This window comes from Brevibacterium siliguriense (assembly GCF_900105315.1).
GTDB classification, from domain to species: Bacteria; Actinomycetota; Actinomycetes; order Actinomycetales; family Brevibacteriaceae; genus Brevibacterium; species Brevibacterium siliguriense.
Window position 1 is genome coordinate 802,623 of record NZ_LT629766.1, and the last position, 24,460, is coordinate 827,082.

At 63.7% G+C, this 24,460-nt stretch carries 22 protein-coding genes; 16 read left to right on the plus strand and 6 right to left on the minus strand.

The annotated features are described in order from the left end of the window. Positions 1-224: 224 nt before the first annotated feature. The 3 genes from pdhA to BLU88_RS03465 are packed head-to-tail and all read left to right on the plus strand — an operon-like array spanning position 225 to position 3,799. Complete coding sequence (gene pdhA, locus BLU88_RS03455; protein WP_092010025.1) at positions 225-1,379, plus strand: pyruvate dehydrogenase (acetyl-transferring) E1 component subunit alpha; 1,155 nt, start codon at positions 225-227, stop codon at positions 1,377-1,379. Further along, positions 1,379-2,356: an alpha-ketoacid dehydrogenase subunit beta gene (locus BLU88_RS03460; RefSeq protein ID WP_092010027.1), complete on the plus strand. Its 978-nt coding sequence runs from the start codon at positions 1,379-1,381 to the stop codon at positions 2,354-2,356. Before pdhA ends, BLU88_RS03460 begins: the two co-directional genes overlap by 1 nt. An 18-nt stretch (positions 2,357-2,374) precedes the next feature. Beyond that, entirely contained in the window at positions 2,375-3,799 is a 1,425-nt protein-coding gene (locus BLU88_RS03465) for a dihydrolipoamide acetyltransferase family protein (protein ID WP_092010030.1), read from the plus strand. A gap of 170 nt (positions 3,800-3,969) precedes the next feature. Here the strand turns inward: BLU88_RS03465 and BLU88_RS03470 are convergent, their stop codons facing one another. Next, positions 3,970-4,866, minus strand: a complete 897-nt coding sequence (locus tag BLU88_RS03470; protein ID WP_092010032.1) for a LysR family transcriptional regulator — start codon at positions 4,864-4,866, stop codon at positions 3,970-3,972. 87 nt (positions 4,867-4,953) lie between these two features. Here BLU88_RS03470 and BLU88_RS03475 point away from each other — a divergent pair, with 87 nt between their 5' ends. Genes BLU88_RS03475 through BLU88_RS03485 form a run of 3 tightly spaced genes read left to right on the plus strand, consistent with a single transcriptional unit; the run spans position 4,954 to position 8,145 of the window. Beyond that, positions 4,954-6,414 (plus strand): CitMHS family transporter, encoded by a 1,461-nt coding sequence (locus tag BLU88_RS03475; RefSeq protein ID WP_092010034.1) that lies wholly within the window; start codon positions 4,954-4,956, stop codon positions 6,412-6,414. After that, a complete protein-coding gene (locus BLU88_RS03480; protein WP_231939569.1) occupies positions 6,411-7,835 on the plus strand; it encodes an acyclic terpene utilization AtuA family protein in 1,425 nt (474 codons plus the stop codon). The genes BLU88_RS03475 and BLU88_RS03480 overlap by 4 nt, the downstream gene beginning before the upstream one ends. After that, a complete protein-coding gene (locus BLU88_RS03485) occupies positions 7,819-8,145 on the plus strand; it encodes an AtuA-related protein (RefSeq protein WP_231939570.1) in 327 nt (108 codons plus the stop codon). The genes BLU88_RS03480 and BLU88_RS03485 overlap by 17 nt, the downstream gene beginning before the upstream one ends. A gap of 72 nt (positions 8,146-8,217) precedes the next feature. On the opposite strand, the gene BLU88_RS03490 is transcribed toward BLU88_RS03485, so the two are convergent. Then, a complete protein-coding gene (locus BLU88_RS03490; RefSeq protein ID WP_092010040.1) occupies positions 8,218-9,177 on the minus strand; it encodes a protein kinase in 960 nt (319 codons plus the stop codon). Positions 9,178-9,741: 564 nt separating this feature from the next. On the opposite strand from BLU88_RS03490, the gene rpmB reads away from it, so the two are divergent. From rpmB to BLU88_RS03525, 7 genes are all read left to right on the plus strand, one after another. Continuing rightward, the gene (rpmB, locus tag BLU88_RS03495) at positions 9,742-9,978 is read left to right on the plus strand and encodes a 50S ribosomal protein L28 (protein WP_039211930.1); all 237 of its coding nucleotides are present in this window, start codon (positions 9,742-9,744) and stop codon (positions 9,976-9,978) included. Beyond that, positions 9,978-10,145, plus strand: a complete 168-nt coding sequence (rpmG, locus tag BLU88_RS03500; protein ID WP_092010042.1) for a 50S ribosomal protein L33 — start codon at positions 9,978-9,980, stop codon at positions 10,143-10,145. The genes rpmB and rpmG overlap by 1 nt, the downstream gene beginning before the upstream one ends. Before the next feature lie 6 nt (positions 10,146-10,151). Next, complete coding sequence (gene rpsN, locus BLU88_RS03505) at positions 10,152-10,457, plus strand: 30S ribosomal protein S14 (RefSeq protein WP_025779151.1); 306 nt, start codon at positions 10,152-10,154, stop codon at positions 10,455-10,457. A 69-nt stretch (positions 10,458-10,526) separates the two neighbouring features. Next, the gene (locus BLU88_RS03510) at positions 10,527-10,814 is read left to right on the plus strand and encodes an HU family DNA-binding protein (RefSeq protein WP_025779153.1); all 288 of its coding nucleotides are present in this window, start codon (positions 10,527-10,529) and stop codon (positions 10,812-10,814) included. 217 nt (positions 10,815-11,031) lie between these two features. Beyond that, entirely contained in the window at positions 11,032-13,089 is a 2,058-nt protein-coding gene (locus tag BLU88_RS03515; protein ID WP_092010044.1) for a cytochrome c oxidase assembly protein, read from the plus strand. Between the two features lie 398 nt (positions 13,090-13,487). Beyond that, a complete protein-coding gene (locus tag BLU88_RS03520) occupies positions 13,488-14,846 on the plus strand; it encodes an MFS transporter (protein ID WP_092010046.1) in 1,359 nt (452 codons plus the stop codon). 162 nt (positions 14,847-15,008) lie between these two features. After that, complete coding sequence (locus tag BLU88_RS03525) at positions 15,009-15,755, plus strand: 3-hydroxybutyrate dehydrogenase (RefSeq protein WP_092010048.1); 747 nt, start codon at positions 15,009-15,011, stop codon at positions 15,753-15,755. 63 nt (positions 15,756-15,818) lie between these two features. Here BLU88_RS03525 and BLU88_RS03530 read toward each other — a convergent pair whose 3' ends face one another. Then, positions 15,819-16,895: an IS110 family RNA-guided transposase gene (locus tag BLU88_RS03530; RefSeq protein WP_092010052.1), complete on the minus strand. Its 1,077-nt coding sequence runs from the start codon at positions 16,893-16,895 to the stop codon at positions 15,819-15,821. 345 nt (positions 16,896-17,240) lie between these two features. After that, on the minus strand, positions 17,241-18,116 hold the full coding sequence (locus BLU88_RS03535) for a LysR family transcriptional regulator (RefSeq protein WP_092010054.1): 876 nt from the start codon (positions 18,114-18,116) through the stop codon (positions 17,241-17,243). A gap of 137 nt (positions 18,117-18,253) precedes the next feature. Here BLU88_RS03535 and mmsB point away from each other — a divergent pair, with 137 nt between their 5' ends. The 3 genes from mmsB (at position 18,254) to BLU88_RS03550 (ending at position 22,261) form a co-directional block, all read left to right on the plus strand. Further along, the gene (gene mmsB, locus BLU88_RS03540) at positions 18,254-19,162 is read left to right on the plus strand and encodes a 3-hydroxyisobutyrate dehydrogenase (protein WP_407922848.1); all 909 of its coding nucleotides are present in this window, start codon (positions 18,254-18,256) and stop codon (positions 19,160-19,162) included. 244 nt (positions 19,163-19,406) lie between these two features. Then, positions 19,407-20,147, plus strand: a complete 741-nt coding sequence (locus tag BLU88_RS03545; protein ID WP_092010058.1) for a YggS family pyridoxal phosphate-dependent enzyme — start codon at positions 19,407-19,409, stop codon at positions 20,145-20,147. A gap of 179 nt (positions 20,148-20,326) precedes the next feature. Next, on the plus strand, positions 20,327-22,261 hold the full coding sequence (locus BLU88_RS03550; RefSeq protein ID WP_092010060.1) for an NHL domain-containing thioredoxin family protein: 1,935 nt from the start codon (positions 20,327-20,329) through the stop codon (positions 22,259-22,261). A 29-nt stretch (positions 22,262-22,290) separates the two neighbouring features. Here the strand turns inward: BLU88_RS03550 and BLU88_RS03555 are convergent, their stop codons facing one another. Together BLU88_RS03555 and BLU88_RS03560 are read right to left on the minus strand one after the other, a co-directional pair. Then, positions 22,291-23,250, minus strand: coding sequence for a hypothetical protein (locus tag BLU88_RS03555; protein WP_092010062.1), 960 nt, complete (start codon positions 23,248-23,250; stop codon positions 22,291-22,293). A 63-nt stretch (positions 23,251-23,313) separates the two neighbouring features. Next, positions 23,314-24,459 (minus strand): ABC transporter, encoded by a 1,146-nt coding sequence (locus tag BLU88_RS03560; RefSeq protein WP_092010064.1) that lies wholly within the window; start codon positions 24,457-24,459, stop codon positions 23,314-23,316. Position 24,460: the final 1 nt, after the last annotated feature.

The following is a 24,460-nucleotide window of genomic DNA, read 5'->3' on the forward strand; positions in this document are numbered from 1 at the left end:
GCCACATGTGTCGAGCTCGGGCCATAGTCTGTTCCTGACCTGCACTTTTGATACTCGAACCGCATGGGGAGAGTGGCAAGCAGTGAGTGGATTCGGTATTGTGATACCACCTGTGAATCAGATCACTCGAGGGCGAGTTCTCACATCCGAGGGCCTGCCCGACGGACTCGGTCCACCACTGGTCACCTCCGGTGAAGATGGACCTCGAACAAAGGAGAACTGAAATGACCTCCAACATTTCAGTGGGAACCGGCGCTGCCCACAGTCAGTCCTCGGAACCCAGAATGATCCAGATGCTCACCGAGGACGGAAATCGCGTCGAATCCGGTGAGTATGATGCCTTCGCCGCAGAACTCACCGATGAGGATCTGCGCGGCTTCTACCGGGACATGGTCCTGGTTCGCCGCATCGACGCCGAAGGAGCAGCCCTGCAGCGTCAGGGACAGTTGGGCCTGTGGGCGCCTCTGTTCGGACAGGAAGCTGCCCAGATCGGCATGGGCCGGGCCGCTCGCCCCCAAGATTTCGTCTTCCCCACCTACCGTGAGCACGGCCTCGCCTACACCCGCGGCGTCGAACCCGAAACCCTGCTCAGCATCTTCCGTGGTCAGAACCACGGCGGCTGGGACCCACAGGAGCACCGGTTCCACACCTACACCATCGTCATCGGCTCGCAGGCTCTGCACGCCACCGGCTACGCCATGGGCATCTCCATGGACGGCGACGTCGGCACCGGCGACATCGACCGCGACACCGTCTCCATCGCGTGCTTCGGCGACGGTGCGACCTCGCAGGGCGATGTCTCCGAAGCACTGACCTTCGCCGGAGCATTCCACGCCCCGGTCCTGTTCTTCTGCCAGAACAATCAGTGGGCCATCTCCGAACCCACCCATGTCCAGACCGCTGCACCCCTGTCCAAGCGCGGAGAAGGATTCGGAGTCCCCGGCATCCGCGTCGACGGCAACGACATCATCGCGATGTACTCCGTCGCCCGCGCCAGCCTCGACTCCGTGCGCGCCGGCCACGGCCCGATGCTCATCGAAGCCTTCACCTACCGTCGCGGCGCCCACACCACGGCCGACGACCCGACGAAGTACCGCGACAAGGCCGAAGAGGAGATCTGGGAGGACCGCGACCCGATCACCCGCCTCAAGGCCTACCTCGACAAGCACACCGAAACCGGCGACGAATTCTTCGCCGAGGTGGACGCTGAGGCCGACACCCTGGCCGCCCGCATCCGCCACAACTGCATGAGCATGGAGAACCCCGACGGCGTCGAGATGTTCGCCCACGTCACCGCGGAACCCCACTCCCTCGTCGACGAGGAACGTGCCGAATTCCTGGCATACCAGGCCTCGTTCGCCGATGCGGGTGAGGCCTGATGGAGAAACTGCCCCTCTCAAAGGCGATCACCGCCGGAATGCGCAAGGCCATGGAGGACGATCCGAAAGTCGTCCTCATCGGTGAGGACATCGGCAAACTCGGCGGCGTCTTCCGCGTTACCGAGGGACTGCAGAAGGACTTCGGTCCCCAACGCGTCATCGATGCCCCGCTGGCCGAGTCCGGCATCGTCGGCACCTCGATCGGCATGGCCATCCGCGGCTACCGTCCCGTCATCGAGATCCAGTTCGACGCATTCATCTTCCCGGCCTACGACCAGATCGTCACCCAGGTGGCGAAGCTGTACAACCGCACATTGGGCAAAGAGAACATCCCGCTGGTCATCCGCGTGCCCTACGGCGGCGGCATCGGCTCACCCGAGCACCACTCGGAGAGCCCCGAGACCGTGTTCGCCCACCACGCCGGACTGCGGCTCGTCTCCCCGTCGAACGCTCACGACGCGTACTGGATGATCCAGGACGCTATCAAGAGCGAAGACCCGGTGATGTTCTTCGAACCCAAGCGTCGCTATTGGATGCGCGGGGACGTCGACACCACCGCCCGCGGTGAGCTGGGTATGCACGATGCCCGCGTCGTATCCGAAGGCACCGATGTCACTCTCGTCGCCTACGGCCCGCTCGTCCCGACCGCGCAGGATGTGGTCACCGCGGCCGCCGAGGAAGGCAAAAGCGTCGAACTCATCGACCTGCGCAGCCTCAATCCGATCGACTTCACCACGATCGAGAAGTCCGTGACGAAGACCGGCCGGCTGGTCGTCGCCCACGAAGCTCCGACATTCCTGGGTCTGGGCTCGGAGATCGCAGCGCGCATCACCGAACGCTGCTTCTTCAACCTCGAAGCCCCGGTCATCCGGGTCGGCGGCTACCACACCCCGTACCCCGGTTCGCGGATGGAAGAGCATTACCTTCCCGATCTCGATCGCATCTTCGACGGTGTCGATCGGGCCCTGTCCTACTGATTTCGAGGAGAGTTAAGAATGTCATTCGAATTTCCTCTTCCCGACGTCGGTGAGGGCCTGACCGAGGCCGACATCGTCGCGTGGAAGGTCGCCCCCGGCGACGCAGTCACCGTCAACCAGATCCTCGTCGAGATCGAGACCGCGAAGTCGCTCGTCGAGCTGCCCAGCCCGCAGGCCGGCACCGTCGGTGCGCTCCTGGTCGAGGAGGGTCAGACCATCGAGGTCGGCACCCCGATAATCCGGTTCGGCGGAGATGATTCCGGCACCGAGGCGGCCCCCGCCTCCGCTAGTGCGCCGGCTTCCGATTCGGCTGAGAAGCCGGCCGCGGAGTCCGGCGACTCCGATGGCGGAGCCACCCTCGTCGGTTATGGCGCGAAAGAGACGTCGTCGAAGCGTCGTCCCCGCAAGGGTGCCGCCGTCCCGGCTCCTGCCGCTGCCGCAGCGCCGGTTCCTGCCGTCGCTCCGGCTGCGGAGGCGGCCCCTGTTGCGGAGGCGGTCCCGCCCGCACCAGCAGCAGCTCCGGCCACGCCGGCGCAGCCTGCATCGGCATCTGCCTCACCGGTCAAGCCGCTGGCGAAACCGCCCGTGCGGAAGCTTGCGAAGGACCTGGGCGTCGACCTGTCCCAGGTGACTCCGACCGGTCCCCGCGGGGACGTCACCCGCGACGATGTGCACGCCGCCGCCAATCAGGCGACGGCTCCCACGGCGGGTGCGACGGCACCGGCGACCGCCTCGGCGAGTGATCAGGGAGCGCTCGAAGAGCGGATCCCGTTCAAGGGCGTGACGAAGATGATGGCCAAGGCCATGGTCGATTCGGCATTCACGATGCCGCATGTCACCGAGTTCCTCGACGTGGACGTCACCGAGACGATGGCGATGGTCCGCCGCCTGAAGTCGACGAAGTTCCTGGGCGAGGACGTCAAGGTCTCACCGCTGCTCATCGTCGCCAAGGCCGTGGCGTGGGCCGTGGGACGCAACCCGCGGATCAACTCGTGCCTCGAAGGTGACGAGATCGTCGTGAAGAAGTACGTCAACCTCGGCATCGCGGCCGCCACTCCGCGCGGACTGATCGTGCCGAACATCAAGAACGCGCAGGCCATGGGGCTGGGCGAACTGGCGCAGGGCATTCAGGATCTCACCGCTCTGGCGCGGTCGGGGAAGACTCCGCCGGCCGATCAGGCGGGCGGCACGATCACGATCACGAATGTCGGTGTCTTCGGAGTCGATGCCGGTACGCCGATCATCAATCCGGGAGAGGCCGCGATCCTCGCGTTCGGTCAGGTCCGGAAGAAGCCGTGGGTGGTGGACGACGAGATCGTTCCGCGCGAGATCACCACGCTGTCGGTCAGCGCCGACCATCGTGTCGTCGACGGCGAGATCATCTCGAAGTTCCTCGCCGACGTCGGACGGGGTCTGGAGGACCCGACTCTGATGTTGGCCTGATCCTCGCCCTGGCGTCGGCTCCTCGCCGGCTCTGGGAACGTGGCGCCCCGGTTTCGCACAGTGCGAGACCGGGGCGCTTCGTGGTCACCGATCATGTGGACGGTCGAGGGGTGTCACGGCTGCTGATGTCATCGAGATCGGCCGCCCAACCTGAGTCGGACGGCGCGACGTCAAGCCTGGGCTGACTCGAGCAGTCGCTGCTTGAAATTGAAGACCGGACGCGGGAGCGGAGCACCAGCCAAAGAGGTGAGCACCAGTTTGCGTTCAATGGTGGGCGCGATCGGGATGCTGACGAGATCGCTGAAATTCATCAGCGGGACGACCAGCCGCGGCACAGCAGTGATGCCCATCCCCGCTGCGACCAGTCCGCCGACTGCCGGAACGGTGTCGGCCCTCTGCACCTCGTTCGTCTCAGCCCCGGCTTGCAGCAGAGCATGGCGAACCATTGGCGCGATGCTCGTCACGGAGTTGAACCCGACAAAACTCTCCCCGTGGAAATCTTCCCATCGCACCCACGAGCGGGCAGCGAACGCATGATCACGGGGAACGACGGCGACGAAGGGATCGGAGAGGAACGGTGTCACAGTGAGGTCGGCCGGGAGGGTGTCGGTGAGCGCGACGAGGCCGATGTCGACCGTCCCGTCGGTCACCATCGGCACGACCTGGTCCTGAGCCGCATCGTGGATGACGAGTTCGACGTCGGGATAATCCCGACGAAATGCGTGAACGACTTGGGGCAGGCCTGTCGCTGCCAATGAGGGCAGGCAGGAGATCCTCACCTGCCCTGAACTGCCGGTGACGAAGTCGGAGATCCGCGTCAGTGAGGAATCGAACGACCGCACTGCGTGTGCGGCGTACAAAGCCACTTCATTGCCCGCGACGGTGGCGGTGACCTTTCGAGTAGTCCGCTCGAACAGGGGAGTTCCGATGCGCCGTTCTGCTTCAGCGACGGTCCGGCTGAGCGCCGGTTGGCTGACCTCGATTTCCTCTGCCGCGCGAGTGAAGTTCTCCGTGCGATGCACTGCCTCGATCGCTCGCAGGTGATGCATAGACAGATTGATAACCATGAATCATAAGTGTAGCCACGATGGATATTGGACGCTCATACTCATGCTCCGCGAGGATGAATACGTTCATCGAGAAGGGAATCAAAGGTGCTTTCACTTATCGGCTATGTCACCATGCTTGTCATCCTGGCGTTGTTGCTTACGCAGAAGGTCTCTCCGGTCGTCGCGCTGGCCGGAGTGCCACTCGTTGCGGCACTGATCGCCGGACAGTCGCTGACTGATATCAGCGAATTCGTCTCGGTCGGAATTGCCGGAGTCGCAGATGTCGTCGTCATGTTCATCTTCGCCATCGTCTTCTTCGGAATCCTGCGCAATGCGAAGTTCTTCGATCCGATCATCGACCGAATCATCAGGTTCGGCGGATCCTCACCGCGGACGGTCGCCGTCGCGACCACACTCCTGGCCTGTGTCGTTCACCTCGACGGCGCAGGTGCGACGACATTTCTGGTCGCAATCCCGGCGATGCTGCCTCTCTACCAGCGTCTCGGGATGAGTCGACTGACCCTGTCGACCTGTGTGGCCCTGGGCGCAGGCGTCATGAATATGCTTCCCTGGGGAGGTCCGACGGCCCGAGCGGCGGCAACGATCAAGGTCGACGCGAACGACTTGTGGGTCCCGCTCATTCCGGCCCAGCTCGTTGGCATCATTGCAGCTCTGGCTGTGGCTTGGTACCTCGGGCATCGTGAAGTCATGCGGCTCAACCGTGTGCCTGTCGCCGACTCTGCGAACGCAGCCATGGCCGACGCGACATTGGTCGCAGAAATCGGCAACTCGGCGGAGGCATCCAACAGGGTTCGTTCTTCTCGGGGCTCGGAGGCCTTGACCGAGACCGGCCAACCTGCTGGATCGGATGCGCCCGGCGGAACCGACGCCTCAGGCGACTCAGACGACACTCGCGGAGCAGCTGAAGCGGGTCCGACGGCACTATCGCTGACCCTCAACGGACTCGTGCTCGTCGCCGCCCTGGCGGCGATGATGACGGGAGTGATCTCACCCGCGCTGACCTTTATGGTCGCAACGATTCTCGCTCTGCTGATCAACCATCGCGGATTGGCCGAACAGTCCGAACAGTTCGATCTCAATGCCAAATCATGCATGCTCATGGCCAGCACTCTGTTGGCCGCCGGGGTGCTCTTGGGTGTGCTCGACGAAAGCGGAATGATCGAGGCGATGGCCAAGTCGGCAACGGCCATCCTCCCCGCCGGAATCATGCCGGTGCTTCCGATCATCGTCGCCGTGCTCGGCGTGCCCATGAGTCTGCTGTTCGGTCCGGACGCGTACTATTTCGGGCTCTTGCCCGTGCTCGCGAGCGTCGGCAGCAGCTACGGCATCGATCCGGTGGTCCTCGGTCAGGCATCGATCATCGGGCAGGAAACCTTGGGCTTCCCCATCAGCCCATTGACCGGCTCCTTCTATCTGCTCGTCGGTTTGGCCGGAGTGCCTCTCAGCAAACACATCCTCCGCGCCACCGGATGGCTGTGGCTGGTCAGCATCGTCGTCACCATCGTCGCCATCGCACTAGGAGTGATTCCACTGTGGGTATCGTGAAAGCACATGATCTGGGTTCTGAGGCCCGAGAAGCTGATCCACCGAAACCGGGGACAGTTCGCATCGGTTCCGGAGCAGGGTTTGCCGGAGATCGTCTAGACCCGGCCCTCGAGCTCGCACAGCTTGGGCATCTCGACTTCCTCGTCTTCGAGCTCCTCGGGGAACGGACGGTCGCGAACGCTCACAGAGCCCGGCTGAACGACCCCTCTGTGGGCTATGATCCGACCCTGCTCGAGCGGATCAGACTCACCGCGCCGCACTGTTCGACCAATGGAACTCGCATCATCACCAACGGCGGAGCAGCCAATCCTCTCGAAGCAGGGCGCGCCGTCACTGCGATGCTCGATGATTTGGGCATCGACATGTCGGTGGCGGTTGTCACCGGTGACGATGTGCTCGACCAGGTGCACGCGACGAATCCCCACACCTGGGAGGATTCGCTGCCAGCCGACAGCGGAGAGGCCCGACTGGTCTCTGCCAATGCCTACCTCGGTGCAGCTGGCATCAGAAAGGCTCTCGACGAGGGCGCAGACATCGTCATCACCGGCAGGGTTGCCGACCCTTCACTGTATGTCGGACCGCTGAGCCACAGCTTCTCCTGGCCGAACGACGACTCCGACCTCATCGGTCAGGCCACTGTCATCGGTCACCTCCTCGAGTGTGGTGGGCAGGTCACTGGCGGATACTTCGCTGACCCTGAGACGAAGCCCGTGGCGGGGTTGGACCGTTTGGGATTCCCATATGCGGATGTCGGAGACAACGGCGATGCCATCATCGGGAAACTTCAGGGCACCGGAGGAGTGGTCACCGTCCGGACCTGCACGGAGCAGCTGCTCTACGAGGTGGCCGATCCCAGCGCCTACATCACCCCGGACGTAGTCGCGGACTTCACAGCAACAGTGCTCCGAGAAGTCGAGCCCGACCGGATCGAGGTGAGCGGCGGTAAGGGAACTGGTGCCCCCGCCGACCTGAAAGTGACACTGGGCTACCTCGGAGGATGGGAAGCAGACGGGCAGATCACCTACGCAGGCCCCCGGGCCCTGGAACGAGCACAGTTGGCGGCCGACATCGTCGTACGCCGGTTGGAGCGCATTCACGGATTCAGAGAATCCGAGCTCTCGGTCGAATTCATCGGCGCAGGAGCCAGCCTCAGGGGCCTCAGCGAAGTGGTGGGCCCGCCCGAAGTCCGGCTGCGTGTGGCAGGTGTTGCGGAGAGTCGCAGTCGCGCTTCTGCGATCGGTTCAGAGGTCGAAGCTCTCTACACAAACGGGCCGGCCGGAGGCGGAGGCGCCCGAACGTCCATTCGCGAGAGCCTGAGTATCAAATCTTGTTCGCTGCCGCGCGCACTTACGGAGGCAGCTGTGGTTCACACCAGCGAGCTGACTGATCATGAGGAGGCCAATAGTGACCGTGAAGTCTGAGCAGCCAGTCACTGTCGATGACCTGGCCACTGTCAGGGCCGGTGATAAGGGGGACACGCTCATACTCGGCGTCGTCGCCCGTGACGATGTCGACTTCTCCGTTCTGAGTCACGCCATCACCGAGGAATCAGTGGCAGATCACTTCGGATTGCCGGTTTCTCGAGTCAAACGCTCTCCGCTGTCGCAGCTCAATGCCATGAGCATCGAACTCAAGGGGATGCTGGGCAGCGGAGTCACAGGAGTCAGCCATCTCGATGGGCATGGCAAGACTCTGAGCTACCACCTGCTGACAATGCCGGCGGCACATTAGGCAGTGTATTCGCTCCAGGCTGATCCGCGTGCGCGCCGGCGGGATAAAACCGAATCGTCCCGACTGCTCGGTCTACCCGTCGAGGTAGGCGCTGTTGTCCTTGGGGCTGCCGTCTTTGACGAGACGCTTGGCTATACAGTGGTTGCGGTCGAGGCCCCATGAGCGGCATTGGTCGAGGGCCTGCTCCGGATCGCTGTAGCCGGTGTCGACGACCGTGACCCAGTAGCTGCCCTCCTTATAAGAGGCCCAATCGCCGCTGTGGATGAGGATCGCGCCCGGATACTTGACCTTGTTGGCCTCGTACTCGTTGAGGATGTCCTGCGCTGACCATGTCTTCCCGTCGGCCTTGAGCCCGACGTTCTTCGCGCTCACCTGAGTCACCCACTGACCTTCGAGGTCAGCGGCTTTCTCGGTGCCTTCTTTCGTATAGTCGTCGAGCTGCTGCTCGGGGCTCTTCGTCGGTTGGACGAGATCGTCGGACGAGCTGGGGGACGGGCTCGCCGGTTCATCGGATCCGACGTCGACAGGGACGGTTCCCGACGAGGGAGCGAGCCACCGGATGCCGAAGTATCCGACCAGGGCCAGAATCATCAGGATGGCGATGATGACAATGGCGATCTTCAGGCCATTGCCTGAAGACGAATCGCTGTGCACGGTGGGCGGAAACTGCGGTGGGGGAGGAGTCTGTGTTCCGCTCCGTGCCGATCCGCTGACGCCATTGCCGGCACCACCACCGGCAGACCGCTGAGCCTGCTGAGAATTCGCATACGGATGTGGACCGGACGAGTGCGCGGAGTCGAAAGGAGAGTGTCCGGCAGGGGCGAAGACATTGCCGCTGCGCGCTTTCGCGATCGACTGTTCCCCGGTATGCCGTTCGAGGTACTCGTAGTAGGTCGAGTTGTCGAAATCGGCAGACGAATGGTCCGCCTCATTCCCGTACGACGGGGTCTGACCAGCGGATTCACTAGAACCCTTGTGCCAGTCGTCGCTAGTCGCCGGACGAATGCGCGGCCTCTGTGGAACGTCGCTCATCAGTCCTCCTGAATGCCAGATGTGGTGGCAATCATCTACTTACCTTGGCACGAGTCGAGCAGGCGTTCAACAAGATCGCCGACAGGACGCGTTGCCGACGAAAGCCTACTGCGGAAATCACCGAGTTGGCTTGGCCCCAGCTGAGAAAGTTCCTGTGGGCATCGACAGGGGACGCAGAAGGCCCGCCGGAAGCTCGAATTCAGTGACGAAGACCCCATCACGGAAACCGGGATGAATTTGCCCTTCGGCCCGCGATCTCCGTAAGATTGATTCTTGTTGTGTCGTAGCAGCCAGGTCACTGATCGATCTGCTAGGACACGCATGGTGCTCACCCACCGCTGCACTCCAGCTTCGGCCATCTCTCACAGGCTACGGCTTCAGCGCTGGTGAGACATCTCGCCCGAACGGGCAGACCTGTTTCGGCGTACACAATTTTCACGGTGACAGTCGAGAAAATTTGTTGATGTCTTCCGACATCGGCGCAAGCGAGCGGGGAGAACACTTAAGTGTGATCCCGCAGGAGCTTGTTTCGAGAGTCGGTAACTTGTGAACTGGAGGAGAGAAATGGCAGCAACCTGCCAGGTAACCGGGGCCGTCCCCGGTTTCGGACACAACGTGTCCCACTCGAAGCGCCGCACGAAGCGCCGCTTCAACCCGAACATTCAGAAAAAGCGCTACTACGTTCCGTCGCTGCGCCGCAGCGTCACGCTGACCCTGTCCGCTAAGGGCATCAAGGTCATCGACGCTCGCGGAATCGACGCTGTGGTCAACGAACTCATCGCCAAGGGAGTGAAGCTCTGATGGCTAAGGCACAGGATGTTCGTCCCATCATCAAGCTCAAGTCGACGGCCGGCACCGGGTACACCTACGTGACCCGCAAGAACCGCCGCAACACCCCGGACCGCATCGTGCTCAAGAAGTACGATCCCGTAGTCCGCAAGCACGTCGATTTCCGAGAGGAGCGCTGAGCGCACATGGCTAAGAAGTCAAAGATCGCAAAAGACAAGCAGCGTCGCGTCATCGTTGAACGCTATGCAGAGCGCCGCGCGACTCTCAAGCGTCAGCTGACCCACCCTGATTCCACCGACGAGCAGCGCGAAGAGGCACGCCTCGCCCTGCAGAAGCTTCCCCGCGATGCTTCGCCGGTTCGCGTTCGCAACCGCGACCAGGTCGACGGCCGTCCGCGTGGCTACCTCCGGAAGTTCGGACTCTCACGAGTTCGCTTCCGCGAAATGGCCCACAACGGCGAGTTGCCCGGCGTTACCAAGTCAAGCTGGTAATCTCGAGGAAGTTCGTCATCGGAAAAACGGACCGGTGACCTACCGACTTGTCCTAAGGAGGACACTTTTATGGCTAAGAACCGCAGTGAGCTCGTTGCAGAAGTTGCCGAGAAGTCCGGCCTGACCCAGAAGCAGGTCTCGGACGTGCTCGATGGTGTCTTCGATGTCTTCTCCGACGTCGTGGCCAAGGGCGAAAAGCTCACCATCCCCGGCTGGCTCTCCGTTGAGCGCACCGAGCGTGCCGCTCGCAAGGGTCGCAACCCGCAGACCGGTGAAGAGATCCAGATCAAGGCAGGCTACTCCGTGAAGCTGTCCGCTGGTTCGAAGCTGAAGGGTGCCGCTGGCAGCCCGAACTGATCGACGCAGCAGCGTCAAATGGCCCGGATCGACTGATCCGGGCCATTTGCTGTCTCCGAATGCTCCGGAATAGCTGGAATCGTCGTCCCGAAGGACGGAACCCATCCTCGCCGAGGCGGCTCCCCGAGATCTCGGCCACGAAGAGATCTCCCGGTTGGCAGTGCGGCGACGCCGAACGATATCCTTGGGTCATGTCAGAAGGGGCGGTCCGCACGCAGTGAGTTCTTCAGGTTTCGAGCCGATCACACGGTTCGTTCAACGAGCCACGGTCCCCATCGTCGTCTTCCTCGGGCTGATCGCCGGACTGGCCGCGCTCTTCTTCACCGGAGCGGCCAACCCAACCCTGCTCAATGACCCCGGCTCCGTCGTCCGATTCGGTCTGCCCGCAGCGAAGTTCGTCTTCAACATCGCGATGTCGCTGACCGTCGGCGCCCTCATGTTCGCCGTCCTCATCCTTCCTCGCACCGCTGGCGGCCGCGGTCGACGACACAAGAATGCGGACGAAGACCTTTCGCTCGACCCGCTGTGGACGAGGGCCGTCGGGATCGCCGAATACTCCTCGGTGGTGTGGACGCTGGCCGCAGTCGCCGTGCTCGTCTTCTCATTCGTCGACACAGTGGGTGCTCAGGCCTACCTCGACTTCTCGAACCAGCTCGGCGTGTTCGTCACTCAGATCGCATACGGGCAGCTGTGGGTGCTCATCGTCGTCCTCATCGCCGTCGCCTCGACCCTGTGCTTCGGCACCCGCTCCCATGTCGGCATCGCGTCCGCCGGAGTGCTCAGCGTCGCCGTGATCCTGCCCTTGGCCCTGATGGGCCACTCCGCAGAAGCCTCCGGCCACACTCAGGCCGTCAACAGCCTCGGCCTGCACATCCTCGGTGCGGTCCTCTGGCTCGGCGGACTCTTCGTCATCGCCCTGCTGGGCACACGGCTGGCCGCTTCGAAGAACCTCAAGCCGATCGTCGAACGGTATTCGACGATCGCACTCATCGCCTTCGGCCTCATCGTCTTCTCGGGTGTCGTCAACTCGATGCTGCGCGTGCACGGCTTCGACGACCTCATGACTCCTTACGGGGAGGTCATCCTCGCGAAGGCGTTCGCCACGGTGCTGCTAGGCCTGATCGGATTCTGGCACCGTCAGTTCGTCATCTCACGCTTGGGCACGGCCGCCTCGGCGACGGTGGAATTCTGGCGCCTCATCACCGTCGAATTCATTCTCTTCGGGATCACGATGGGAATGGCCGTAGCCTTGGCCCGGTCGCAGCCGCCGGTGCCGCAGGAGCCGGTGGGCGATCCCACCCCGGCCGAAATCCTCACCGGTGACCCGCTGCCGCCGAAACCGGACCTGTCCCGCTACTTCAGCGAATGGTCGATCGATCCGCTGTGGATCGCCATCGCAGGGGGCACCTCGATCGCCTATGTCGTCGCGTTCATCAATCTCCGCCGACGAGGCGACAAATGGCCGGTGCTGCGCCTCATCAGCTGGCTGGTGGGCATGGTCTTCCTCGTCTACGTCACCTCGGGCGGACCCCGCGTCTACGGCGAGGTGCAGTTCTCCGCACACATGATCGAGCACATGCTCCTGGTTATGGTCGTGCCCCTGCCCCTGGTGCTCGGCGCACCGATCACGATGCTCATGCGCGGAACGAAGGCCCGGCAGGACGGGTCCGTCGGCCTGCGTGAATGGGTGCTCTGGCTCGTCCACACTCCCTACCTGCGCTTCTTCGCTCACCCGATCGTGGCGAGTGTGAACTTCGCGGGTTCGCTGGTCGTCTTCTACTACTCGGGAATCATGTTCTACGCGCTCGATACGCATATCGGGCACGAGCTGATGATCGCTCACTTCCTCGGCGCCGGGTACCTGTTCGCGCAGGCCCTCATCGGCATCGATCCAGGGGTCAAGCGCCCGGTGTTCCCGATGCGGCTCGTGATGCTGCTGGTGACGATGGCCTTCCATGCATTCTTCGGCATTTCGATCATGAGCTCGAACGTGCTGATCGCCGGTGACTGGTTCGGCAACGTCGGCGCAGGATGGGGCTATACGGCCATCGACGACCAGCAGCTCGGCGGTGCCATCGCGTGGGGCATCGGTGAATTCCCGACCCTGTTCATCGCGATCATGGTCTGCGTCCAATGGGCGAAGTCCTCGGACCGAGAAGCCAAGCGCATCGATCGCAGCGAAGACCGCACCGACGACGCCGAGCTGCGCGCCTACAACGCAATGCTCGCCTCCATGGCCGAACGCGATGCGAAGGCGCCGCCGCGCAGTCCGTGAGGTCGCAGGCGTGCTTGTGCTCTGCGCAGACCGCTGTGTTGCCTTGAGACTGCAGTGGTGATTCTTCGCAGGCGTGCCGACCTGGCGCATCGGGCAATCCGTGTCGCAATGAGCCTTGCGAACTGAAGGCAGCAGCATCTGACGATCGCACATCTGCTGTGCATGAATGTGTACCGGAAATTCTCGGATTATGGCCAGGTCGTTACCAAATTCTCTGTAGCGTAGCGCACACTGAGTCTTGGATGAGAAGTATCCAAGCGCCCGAAACACTGCGCTGAACCAGGAGTTCGACGTCCGCGCCGATGCGGTCTGAGTGACTCGGGTGTCAGCCGGTCGGCGCCAGGAAAGTCGATTCGCGCACTCAATGGTGACGCGGATTGTGGAAACAAAGGAGTCCCATGAGTTCTCAGAACAATGCTGAGAGGAAGTCGATCCGCGCTCAGCTGCGCAAGGTCGTCGTCGCTTCGATGGCCGGAACGGTCGTCGAGTGGTACGAGTTCTTCCTCTACGGTTCCGCCGCCGCCCTGGTGTTCAACCACATCTTGTTCCCGCCGTCGGACAATCCGCTGACCCCTATCCTGGCCGGCTTCGCCACCTACGCCGTCGGATTCATCGCCCGACCCGTCGGCGGCATCGTCTTCGGTCACTTCGGTGATAAATACGGACGCAAGAAGCTGCTGCAGCTCTCGATCGTCCTTGTCGGTGCGGCCACCTTCCTCATGGGCTGTCTGCCGACATTCGACCAGATCGGCATGCTGGCTCCGATCCTGCTCGTGCTGCTGCGCGTGGTCCAGGGCTTCGCCGTCGGCGGCGAATGGGGCGGAGCAGTCCTCCTCGTGGCAGAGCATGCACCGGACAAGGAACGCGGCTTCTGGTCGTCGTTCCCGCAATCCGGAGTGCCCTTGGGCAACCTGCTGGCCACCGCGGTGCTGTTCATCCTCACCTCGACGCTCACCGAAGAGCACTTCCTGTCGTGGGGCTGGCGAGTGTCGTTCTGGCTCTCTGCCGTCATCGTTCTCATCGGCTACTACATCCGCACCCGTGTCTCCGATGCTCCGATCTTCGACGAGGTGCAGTCCGAAGAGATCGAAGAGGGCGTCGATTACGGAGTCAAAGCCGTGTTCAAGCGCTACCCGCGTGAGGTCTTCGCCGCGATGGGCCTGCGTTTCGTCGAGAACATCCACTACTATCTCGTGGTGACCTTCTCGATCGCGTACCTCACCACACAGGTGAAGATCGAATCGGCCGAGATCCTCGGACTCCTCCTCGGAGCTCACGCGATCCACGCAGTCCTCGTTCCGCTTGTCGGCGCGGCCACCGACCGGGTCGGACGCAAGATGCCCTACGGCGTGGGCATCGTCCTGACAGCGACATGGGGCTTCTTCGCCTTCCCGATGTATGACACCGGCAGTGCCGTGATGATCTTCCTCGCCCTGCTCATCGGTCTGGTCTTCCACGCGCTCATGTATGCGGGCCAGCCGGCGATCATGTCCGAGATGTTCCCGACCCGCATGCGCAACTCCGGTGTCTCGACCGGTTATCAGGTGACGGCAATCGTTGCGGGATCCTTCGCCCCGATCATCGCCACCGCGCTGCTCGATGCGACCGGTTCCTCGCTTCCGATCGCTCTCTACCTGCTGGCCGCTGCGATCATCTCGTTCGTCGCGCTCGTGTTCACCCGCGAGACCAAGGGCATCGACCTGCGTTCTCTCGACCATGCTGATAAGGTCCGTCGCGGAGTCGCGACGGCCAGCTGAAACCGATCGGCGATTATCTGATGGGGGCGGTGTCGGTGCATATCGGCACCGCCCCCAATTCCTGCCGATGCGCGTGCTCGACGCTCACCTCGATGAAGCATCGGCTCCCGCAAGGCGGAAAATGGATACGCACTTCAGACCCGAACCACGAAAGGGCATCTCATGGGAGATCTCACCAGCAAACGCGCTCTCGTCACAGGTGGAGCGTCCGGCCTCGGTAAGGCGATCGCTCAGACCTTCGCCCACGCGGGAGCCTCCGTCACCGTCGCCGACGTCGACGCAGACTCGGCTCAGGCCGTTGCGGACGAAATCGGGGGCGAAGCGTGGGCCGTCAACCTGGCGGACACCTCGGCGCTGGATGGCACCGATCTCGACGTCGATATCCTCGTCAACAACGCCGGCATCCAGCGGATCCATCCGATCACGGAGTTCCCGCTCGAGGACTGGCGGCTGATCAACACCCTCATGCTCGAGGCGCCGTTCGTGCTCACGAAAGCGGTGCTGCCGAAGATGTGCGACCGCGGCTGGGGACGCATCATCAACCTCTCCTCGGTCCACGGTCTGCGCGCCTCGGCGAACAAATCCGCCTACGTCGCGGCCAAGCACGGCCTCATGGGGCTGACGAAGACGACCGCGCTCGAGGCCGGTCCGTACGGGGTGACATGCAATGCGATCAACCCCGGCTATGTGCTCACGCCTCTGGTCAAGGGACAGATCGCGGACCAGGCCAAGACTCACGGCATCAGCGAGGAGGAAGTCCTCGAACAGGTCTTCCTCGGCCATTCTGCGGTGCCCAAGCTCGCCGAACCCGAGGACGTCGCGGCCATCGCACTCTTCCTCGCCGGAGACCACGCCGCGGTCATCAACGGCAGCGCCCACAGCATCGACGGCGGCTGGGTCGCCGCCTGACCCACCCCGGCGTTCAATTACCACCTGACGGCGGCCCAGATACCTCGATCCTTCTATGTCTTGTCAAGCGGGTTGAGGAACGGTATCGAGCGCGTTGAGGATCTTGTAGACCCGGCGCGCTAGATACCGTTTGAGGTTGCGCTTGATCTCCCTCTTGGATTTCTTCGTCGGTTCTTCACCGTAGTGGCGGGCCACGTAGTTCCTGGTCCGTTCGTCATGGACCATTCGGTTCATGACCACTGTGTGTAGGGCCCGGTTCAACTGCCGATCCCCGCCCCGGTTCAACCGGTGCCGGCGCGTGTTGCCCGACGACGCAGGTATCGGGTTCACTCCCGCCAGAGCTGCGAACGCGGCCTCGTTCCGCACCCGCCCCGGGTGGGACCACGCGGTGAAGCACACAGCGGCGCTGAATGGGCCGATCCCGGGCTCATCCAGCAAGGGTGCGGCCGGACTAGCTTCAACAAGCTCGGTGAGCCTGTCATGGTTGGTCTGCAGATCATCGTTCAAAACGAGGACGCGTTTGGCCAGACGGATCGCTTCTTCCCGGGCGGTGGACAAGTCGACGTCTTCGTTGCGGGTCCGCCATTTCGCGATCTCGTCGACCTGGTCACTGGTCAATGACTTGCGGGCATCGATGCCCAGATCGATGGTGCGCACCAGAGCTGTCAGGGAGTTGATCATCCGAGTCCGTTCCGTGGTCATCGCGTCCCGGGCTGCCAGCAGGACACGCAGCGCCTGCCGGACACCTTCACCGTGACGCGGCCACCGCAGTTGATCGGCGTCGAGAGGCAATACAGATGCCGCGATCCGGCGGGAATCAAGCTCGTCGCTCTTACCGACACCGTGGCGGGCTTTGGCATCCATACGCCCGGCTTCGACTACCGGATACCCGGCTGCGGCGATGTGTCCGGTCAGCACCGCACCGTACGAGGCAGCACCTTCAACGACCCAGAGGGTGTCGAGGTCACCGCTGGTGCGCCTGCCGGCCCAGGTGAGGGCTCGTTTGATTCCTGCTGACGTGGTGGGGAAGGAACGGGTTTCGACGAGAATTCCAGTGTTGGTGACGATGGAATACACGTGGTTTCTGGCGTGTGTATCAACACCGATGAAGAAACTGTATAAGTGCGCGACAATAGACATAGCGGTTCGAAGCTCCCTGTTTGACCGATGGGTTGCGTGGCCGCTTGCGGCCGGTACCGGTCCGGGTTAGAGATCACTTCGGAACAACACTGTGATGAGTCACACCCCTGGATTTTCGGGGGTGGACAGCCTTCTGATCAAGTTACCGATGTGGGCCGAGCTGGTGCCGGCCGCACCATCCATGTGATCGGACAAATCGAGGGCAAGACACCACGGTGTGGGTCAGCGCGAGGTGGAGTCACGATCACTGGACGGAGAGGCCAACACCTACTCTGCCAGCCAGTCCCAGACCAGCCACTGTCAATACTCACAGCGCGAGGTATCTGGGCCGCCGTCAGGTAGCAATTAGAGGGATTCTAGGACTTTGCGGACTCCGGCGTTGCGCAGGGACTCGTGGCGGACCGAGGCCCAATAGGACACCTGTTTGGAGAACAGCTCCGGCAGCACCTGCACCAGACGGGAATTGCCGTGGGCGAGAAAGTCCGGCAGGATGCCGATCCCGGCCCCTAGCGAGGTCGCGAGCACATGCGCGTGCACCGAGGTGGACCTGAAGAAGCCCTTTCCGCGGGGGAGGGCATCGGCCGCCTCGTCGAGATCATCGACCCGCAGCGAATTCTCGATGTAGTAGACCATCCGGTGGTCGGACAGGTCATCCAGCGACTGCGGCATCGCGTGCGAGGCGATGTAATCCTGTGAAGCATAGAGCTGCAGCCGATAGTCGCGGATGTGCTTGGCGATCGAGCGCGGGGCATCAGGACGCCCGACGACGATCTCGATGTCGACACCAGACCTGTACTGCCTGGCCCGCTGCGTGGCAGTGATCAGTTCGATCTGCAGCCCCGGATGGTGCTCCTGCAGTTCGGTGAGCGCCGGAACGGCGTACTCGAGGGCGAAGGCCTGCGGGCAGGCCAGTCGGATCGTCCCGGACAGGGCCGAGTTCGAATGCGCATCGATGCGCCCCAGAGCGGCCTCGATGTCCTCGGCGATCGGCAGCAGCTGACGCCCGGCGGCGCTGAGTTCCCATCCGTCAGGGGAGGCCACGAGCACCCGATCGCCGTATGCCTTCTCGAGCGCGGCGATGCGCCTGGACACGGTCGTGTGGTTGAGTCCGAGGCTGTGCGCTGCGGCCGTGAACTTCCCCAATCGAGCGACGGCGAGCAGAGTCAGCAGATCCTCGGGGGCGATCTGCGGACCGGAACTGCCAGGTGCATAGGAAGCCATAGGGTTCCCATTCTATCTGCGTACGTGCACATATCCGGTGCGGAATAGGTGAGGCTCCCCGGCGGGCCTCTCCGCGTCGACTGGCGTACTGTGAGAGGGAACACTTCAGAGTTGCTGAACATGATGCGAGGAGGCATATTATGTCGACGATTGGATGGATCGGCCTGGGAAATATGGGCCGCCCGATGACTGCGAACCTGGTCAAGGCCGGTCACACCGTCAACGGTTTTGATCTCGTCCCCGAGGCCGTGGAGGCGGCCGCGAAGAACGGGGTGAACCCTGTGAACTCCATCGCCGAGGCGGTCGCCGGTGCCGATATCGTCTTCACAATGCTGCCCAAGGGTGAGCACGCCCGCACCGCCTACCTCGAATCCGATGGCGTCCTGGCCAACGCGGACCAGAAGACTCTTCTCATCGATTCCTCGACGATCGACTTCGATTCGGCCCGTCTCCTCCACACCGAGGCGGCCAAGGCAGGCTTCCGCCTCATCGACGGTCCCGTCTCCGGCGGAGTCACCGGTGCCGAAGCCGGCACCCTGACCTTCATGCTCGGCGGCGCCGACGCCGATGTCGAAGAGGCCCGCCCCGTCATCGAGGCGATGGCCGGCAACATCTTCCACGCCGGCGGTGACGCCGCAGGTCAGGCAGCGAAGATCGTGAACAACATGATGCTCTCGATCAGCCTCCAGGGCGTCGTCGAAGGCGCCGTGCTGGCCGATCGCTTCGGCCTCGATCCGAAGGTCTTCCACGATATTGCGAAGGTCTCCTCCGGCGACTCCTGGCCGCTGCGCACCTGGTACCCGGTGCCCGGTGTGACCACGACGGCCGCGGCGAACAACGAGTTCAAGCCCGGCTTCGCCGCCGCACTCATGCACAAGGACGTCGGCCTCGCCCTCGCCGGCGCCGAGACCCAGGGCGTCGACCTCCCGGCCGCTGCCCTCGTCCACGCACAGCTGCAGAAACTCATGGACGAAGACCTCGGCGGTCTCGACACCTCCGCGCTGATCAGGAACATCGACTCGAACGCCGAAGGTCTGCCGAAGTAAGCACTGAACCGGCACGGAACCGGTGCCGAGGCGGTTGTAGCAAGCACAGCACGCCCACTGCGGCAGCACCGAGCTGCGGACGATCCAGGTCGAAGAATCATGATGATTTCGACCCGGATCGTCCGCATTTCGCTTCCTGGCCCAGAGGCGGGCCCGACCCTGTCCCTACACGTGGCGCGAGACGCCGCCGTCCGGGCATCCTCGACGACCTGAAACTTCGTGCGGCTCATGCAAGACTGGTGTTATGAGTACGCCTGATTCTCCCTCTCCACTGTCCACGGACGACATCGCAGCCATCACCGGCAACCTCGACGAGGTGGCCGACCGTGCTCGCGCCGCCGCCGAGTCCAGCGGTCGCAGCGGAGACGATGTGCGCGTGCTGTTGGCCACGAAGACGCAGCCGGCGGAGAAGATCCGCGTCGCCCTCGAACACGGGTTCACCCTCATCGGTGAGAACAAAGTGCAGGAGATCACCGGCAAGGCCGAGGCGCTCGCCGACCTCAACCCCGAGACCCACCTCATCGGACCCCTGCAGAAGAACAAGGTCAACCACACTCTGCGCCACGCTCAATGCATCCAGTCCGTTGACAACCTGCCGTTGGCCGAGAAGATCAACAACCGCCTCGACGTCCTCGACGAGACCATCGACTTCTTCATCCAGGTCAACACCTCCCGCGAGGACTCGAAGTTCGGCATCGCACCCGAAGACGCCGAGGAGCTCATCACCGCGACCCGGGAACTCGGCCGGATGCGGCTGCGCGGACTCATGACGATCGGCCTGCCCGGCAGCACGCCTGAAGAGATCCGCCCCAGCTACTCCGACCTGCGCGAACTCAGCGAAAGGCTGCGCGACTCCGGGGCCATGCCCGCTGAGGCGGCCGAACTGTCGATGGGCATGAGCGGCGACTTCGAACTCGCCATCTCGGAAGGAGCGACGATGGTCCGAGTCGGCTCGAGCATCTTCGGCGCCCGCGAATACTCCTGACCGGGCCGTCTTTTCCGGAACCGGAGACGACCTCCCCACTGCCGAATACGTCTTCCCCGGCGCGAGGCACGACGTCCTCAACTTCGGTCGCAACCTCCTCGGAAACGTGCGCGGGAGAGAACCGTCACTTGATGACACCGGGGAGGCCGCCTCGGCGGGGGATCTGCGATCATAGAACCATGAACAGCAGTCTAGAGTTCTCCGCGTCAGCCACTTCATCGGCACGGGACGTCAAGGTTCGTGCGCCCGAACTCGTCGGCCGCCGGTGGATGAACTCCGGCGGCAAGGACCTGACCCTGGCCGACCTGCGCGGGAAGGTCGTCCTCCTCGACTTCTGGACCTTCTGCTGCATCAACTGCCTCCACGTCCTCGACGAACTGCGTCCGCTGGAGGAGAAGTACGCGGGGGAACTCGTCATCATCGGCGTGCACTCGCCGAAGTTCGAGTTCGAACGCACCGTCGAAGCCGTCGATCAGGCCGTGGAGCGCTACCAGGTCGAGCACCTCGTCCTCGACGATCCCGACCTCGTCACCTGGCAGGCCTACACCGCCCGTGCCTGGCCGACCTTGGCCGTCATCGACCCCGAGGGCTACCTCGTGGCGACGATGTCCGGTGAGGGCCACGCGGCCGGTCTCACCGAAATCATCGAGGGACTCATCGAGGAGCACTCGGCCAAGGGCACTCTCCATTCCGGTGACGGTCCCTACGTTCCGCCGCCGGCGCCGGAGACGGACCTGTTCTACCCCGGAAAGGCCACGCGCCTGCCCTCGGGCCACCTCCTCGTCGCTGATTCCGGACACCACAGCCTCGTCGAATACGACGACGATGCGGCCACGATCATCCGCCGCATCGGCACGGGCGTGCGCGGATCCGACGACGGCGACTTCGCCTCGGCGAGCTTCAGCGAACCCGGCGGCATCACCGTGCTGCCCGCCGAGCTGGCCGCCGATGTCGGCTACCAGCTCATCGTCGCCGACACCGTCAACCACACCCTGCGCGGGATCGACCTCGAGAACGAGGCGGTCACGACGATCGCCGGCACCGGTGAGCAGCACATGGTCGGCGCCATCGACAATGTCCGCGGCAAGCCCGGTGAGCTGGGCCGATACGACGGACCCGCTCGTGATGTGAAGCTGTCCTCGCCGTGGGACGTCCTCTTCGTCCCCTCCACCGCCGAGGTGGTCGTGGCGATGGCGGGCAACCACACCCTCTGGTCCTTCGATCCGAAGGACGGCACGATCCGCATCCTCTCGGGCACGATGAACGAAGGCCTGGTCGACGGCGACGCCGAGTCCGCTTGGTTCGCGCAGTCCTCCGGACTCGACCTCGGATCGGGGGGAGAGGTGTTCGTCGCCGACTCCGAGACCTCGGCGATCCGCCGTCTCGACCCCGCCACCGGTGAGGTGTCCTCGCTGGTGGGCGTCGGACTCTTCGACTTCGGCTTCCGCGATGGACCGGCCGCCGAGGCGCGCCTGCAGCACCCGCTGGGCGTGCGCAGCCTGCCCGACGGATCGGTTGCGATCGCCGACACCTACAACGGTGCGATCCGCCGTTTCGACCCTCAGACCCAGGAAGTCACGACTCTGGCGCGCGGCCTGCGCGAACCCTCGGACATCGTCCTCATTGACAACGAGGGCACCCCCGACGATGCCGAACTCATCGTCGTCGAGTCCGCCGCACACGCTCTGACTCGGGTGAAGCTGCCCAAGGATGCTCAGAAGGTCGACGAAGGCGCACTGACGACGAAGCGCCCGTCGACGGAGCTCGCCTCCGGTCCGGTGTCGCTGACCGTGAGCTTCACTGTTCCGGCGGGTCAGAAGCTCGATGACCGGTGGGGCGACCCCACATTCCTGCAGGTGTCTGCGACGCCGCCGGAACTCATCGTCTCAGGCGACGGCGGAGCCGAGGGACTCAGTCGCGATATCGTCATCGATCCCGAGTTCACCGAGGGTGTTCTGCACGTGACTGCGCGGGCCGCCGCCTGCGATGGTGAGCCCGGGGGAGAGATCCCGCTGCACGCCGCCTGCCACCTCTACCAGCAGGACTGGGGAATCCCCGTCGAGCTCGCGGATTCGGCGCCGAACGAACTCACCCTCGATCTCCGCGGAGCATGAGCGCCCGCTCAGGCGATGGCGGACCCCGCTCAGGCGATGGTGACGTCGCCGAGGCGGCGCGGCTCGAAGCTCACCTGTGAGGACTTGACGACCACCGAGCCTCCAAGGACGAAGGAGAGCTTCTCGTCGAAGTCGTGTTCGGCGGCGGTGACGATGTCCCGGTAGCGTCCCTTGACCCGCACCTCAACGGTCGAGGGAGTGAGTTCGAGATCGTTGCCGGACGAGGTCAGCCCGATCTGCGGACTGCGCTCGAGCGACCAGGAGACGTCACCGATGATCTCATTGTCCGTGTCGTAGCCGAAGACGCAGCCGGCCGGCATGAGAGTCTTCGACTTTATGCAGTCCTGCAGGTGTTCGGTGACCTGCTCCTCCACCGTCTTCTCGAGTTTGGGTGTGGGCTCCGGCGAGAGCTTCACGGTGGGGGAGTCGCCGGGGGCGGTCACCTCGGCGCGTTGGGAATTGGATTTCAGAAACGTCGCATCGAACCCGACGAGGTAGCTCGCCGGGAACAGCACGGGCACTTCTCCCGTGCTGACCCCGTAGCCGTTGACCGTCGCCGTCGACGAACCGGATACGTCGAGACTGAGTGTCGGCCATTCCCGCTGTTCGATGGCCCACCGGTCGAAGAGTCCCGCGCTGGCAGGCAGGCGGACCATCTCGAGGTCGACGGTCTGCTCCTGCGAGGAGAGGTTATAGCTGAGTCGGACCTTCGCATGGTCGCCGTCGACGGAGACGGTCTCGGCCTCGGGTTCGCGCGGCAGGTCGGGGGCCGCCGAGAGGACCTCGTCGCTGAGCGCCAAGGTCGACGACGGAGTCGGTGCCGACAGGTAGGAGAAGGCACTGTGCGCATCGCCGCGTTCGATCGCCGAGATATAGGCCTCGGCGGCCCGTGCGGGAGTGTAGACGGTGAAGTTGAGGAGGGGGACCGCTGCAACCGTGAGGACGACGACCATCAGCGCCGAGATCAGAAGTCTGCGCGACGTTCGCATGGCGCTCCTGATTCGCTTGGGGACTGAAGGGGACTGGGCAGGTCCCAGTCTATCTTCCGCCCGTCACTCAACCGGGTAGGCGTGCAATGCGGAGGTGTCGACTTCGACGAAGACATGTGTGCCGACCTTGACGTTGGCACGCAGTTCGGTGATCGTCGCACCGAGTCCCGGATGCAGGACGCCGAATCCGACGGTCGGCTTCTCGCCTGCGTCGACGGCCATTGCCAAATCCGCAGCGGGTTCGGCAGCTGTGTCCGATCCTTTCGGTTCCATCTGCCTGCCGGGCACGCCGGCGAGATCGGCGAGGTCGACGTCGAGGGCGAGGCCCATCTCCGTGTCGACCGGTGAGAGCTTCGCCTGCAAGCAGGAACCGCGATCGCGCAGTCCGGTGACGATGGCTTCGAACACCGTCGCCGAGGTGAACGCCGGATCGTGTTCGTCCAGTGACAGGAGGGCGGCACGCCACCCGAGAGTCACGAACACCTTCCCGTCGAGTTCGGTGCGGGCGCGCACGGCCGAATGGCCGATGGACAGCCATCCCTTCCGCGCCAGCCCGGAATAGACGTTGACCCCGCTGAGCTCGGCCGGCAGCGAACCGCGCGGTTCGGTGACGATCTGCTCCAAGGAGCCGAACGCGACGAGTTGGTCCATTTCGATATCGGCCACGCCCGCCTCGGCGATGGAGTGGTCGGTCAGCGAATTCGAGCTGAAGACGACCCCACGGCCCTCTTGGGCGATGAGTTCGGCGAAGCGACTCCGCAGCCCGGTGCGCAGATGGCCGGGAACCGAACCGAACGGGTCGATGAGGGTCAGCCACTTCGCGCCGCTCGCCCAAGCCGCGGCCAGGGCGAGGCGAGCACGATCGGTCGCGTCGAGGTCGTCGATGCGACGGCGCAGAATATCGGGCCGCAGTCCGAATGATGTCAGCGCAGCAGTCGGATCCGCTGCCGATGCCGCCTCCCCAGATCCGGCATCGGCTTCGCGAAGGTAGCTCTTCATCCAGCTGCGAACACGCGAACGACCCGACCGGCGTCCGGTCGGGAAGCGTGGTGGCGGTGCAACGTGCGGCAGGGCGGCCGCGGACAGCACCACCGAAGTGGTGCTGTCCGGGCTGCCCATGAGTCCGAGCATTGTCCCTGCCCGCAGACGTCCGAGGTCGATCTCGCGTCCGTCGAGCTGCAGCCCCGCGAGGGACAATTCTTCGTTCAAC

Bases quoted from the DNA above. Each gene is read 5' to 3' on its own strand.
- BLU88_RS03460 (WP_092010027.1), top strand. From the start codon at position 1,379: ATGGAGAAACTGCCCCTCTCAAAGGCGATCACCGCCGGAATGCGCAAG.
- BLU88_RS03525 (WP_092010048.1), top strand. From the start codon at position 15,009: ATGGGAGATCTCACCAGCAAACGCGCTCTCGTCACAGGTGGAGCGTCC.
- rpmG (WP_092010042.1), top strand. From the start codon at position 9,978: ATGGCTAAGGCACAGGATGTTCGTCCCATCATCAAGCTCAAGTCGACG.
- BLU88_RS03535 (WP_092010054.1), bottom strand. From the start codon at position 18,116: ATGGCTTCCTATGCACCTGGCAGTTCCGGTCCGCAGATCGCCCCCGAG.
- BLU88_RS03520 (WP_092010046.1), top strand. From the start codon at position 13,488: ATGAGTTCTCAGAACAATGCTGAGAGGAAGTCGATCCGCGCTCAGCTG.
- BLU88_RS03465 (WP_092010030.1), top strand. From the start codon at position 2,375: ATGTCATTCGAATTTCCTCTTCCCGACGTCGGTGAGGGCCTGACCGAG.
- BLU88_RS03555 (WP_092010062.1), bottom strand. From the start codon at position 23,250: ATGCGAACGTCGCGCAGACTTCTGATCTCGGCGCTGATGGTCGTCGTC.
- BLU88_RS03530 (WP_092010052.1), bottom strand. From the start codon at position 16,895: ATGTCTATTGTCGCGCACTTATACAGTTTCTTCATCGGTGTTGATACA.
- BLU88_RS03470 (WP_092010032.1), bottom strand. From the start codon at position 4,866: ATGGTTATCAATCTGTCTATGCATCACCTGCGAGCGATCGAGGCAGTG.
- pdhA (WP_092010025.1), top strand. From the start codon at position 225: ATGACCTCCAACATTTCAGTGGGAACCGGCGCTGCCCACAGTCAGTCC.
- BLU88_RS03490 (WP_092010040.1), bottom strand. From the start codon at position 9,177: ATGAGCGACGTTCCACAGAGGCCGCGCATTCGTCCGGCGACTAGCGAC.
- BLU88_RS03545 (WP_092010058.1), top strand. From the start codon at position 19,407: ATGAGTACGCCTGATTCTCCCTCTCCACTGTCCACGGACGACATCGCA.
- BLU88_RS03550 (WP_092010060.1), top strand. From the start codon at position 20,327: ATGAACAGCAGTCTAGAGTTCTCCGCGTCAGCCACTTCATCGGCACGG.
- rpsN (WP_025779151.1), top strand. From the start codon at position 10,152: ATGGCTAAGAAGTCAAAGATCGCAAAAGACAAGCAGCGTCGCGTCATC.
- rpmB (WP_039211930.1), top strand. From the start codon at position 9,742: ATGGCAGCAACCTGCCAGGTAACCGGGGCCGTCCCCGGTTTCGGACAC.
- BLU88_RS03510 (WP_025779153.1), top strand. From the start codon at position 10,527: ATGGCTAAGAACCGCAGTGAGCTCGTTGCAGAAGTTGCCGAGAAGTCC.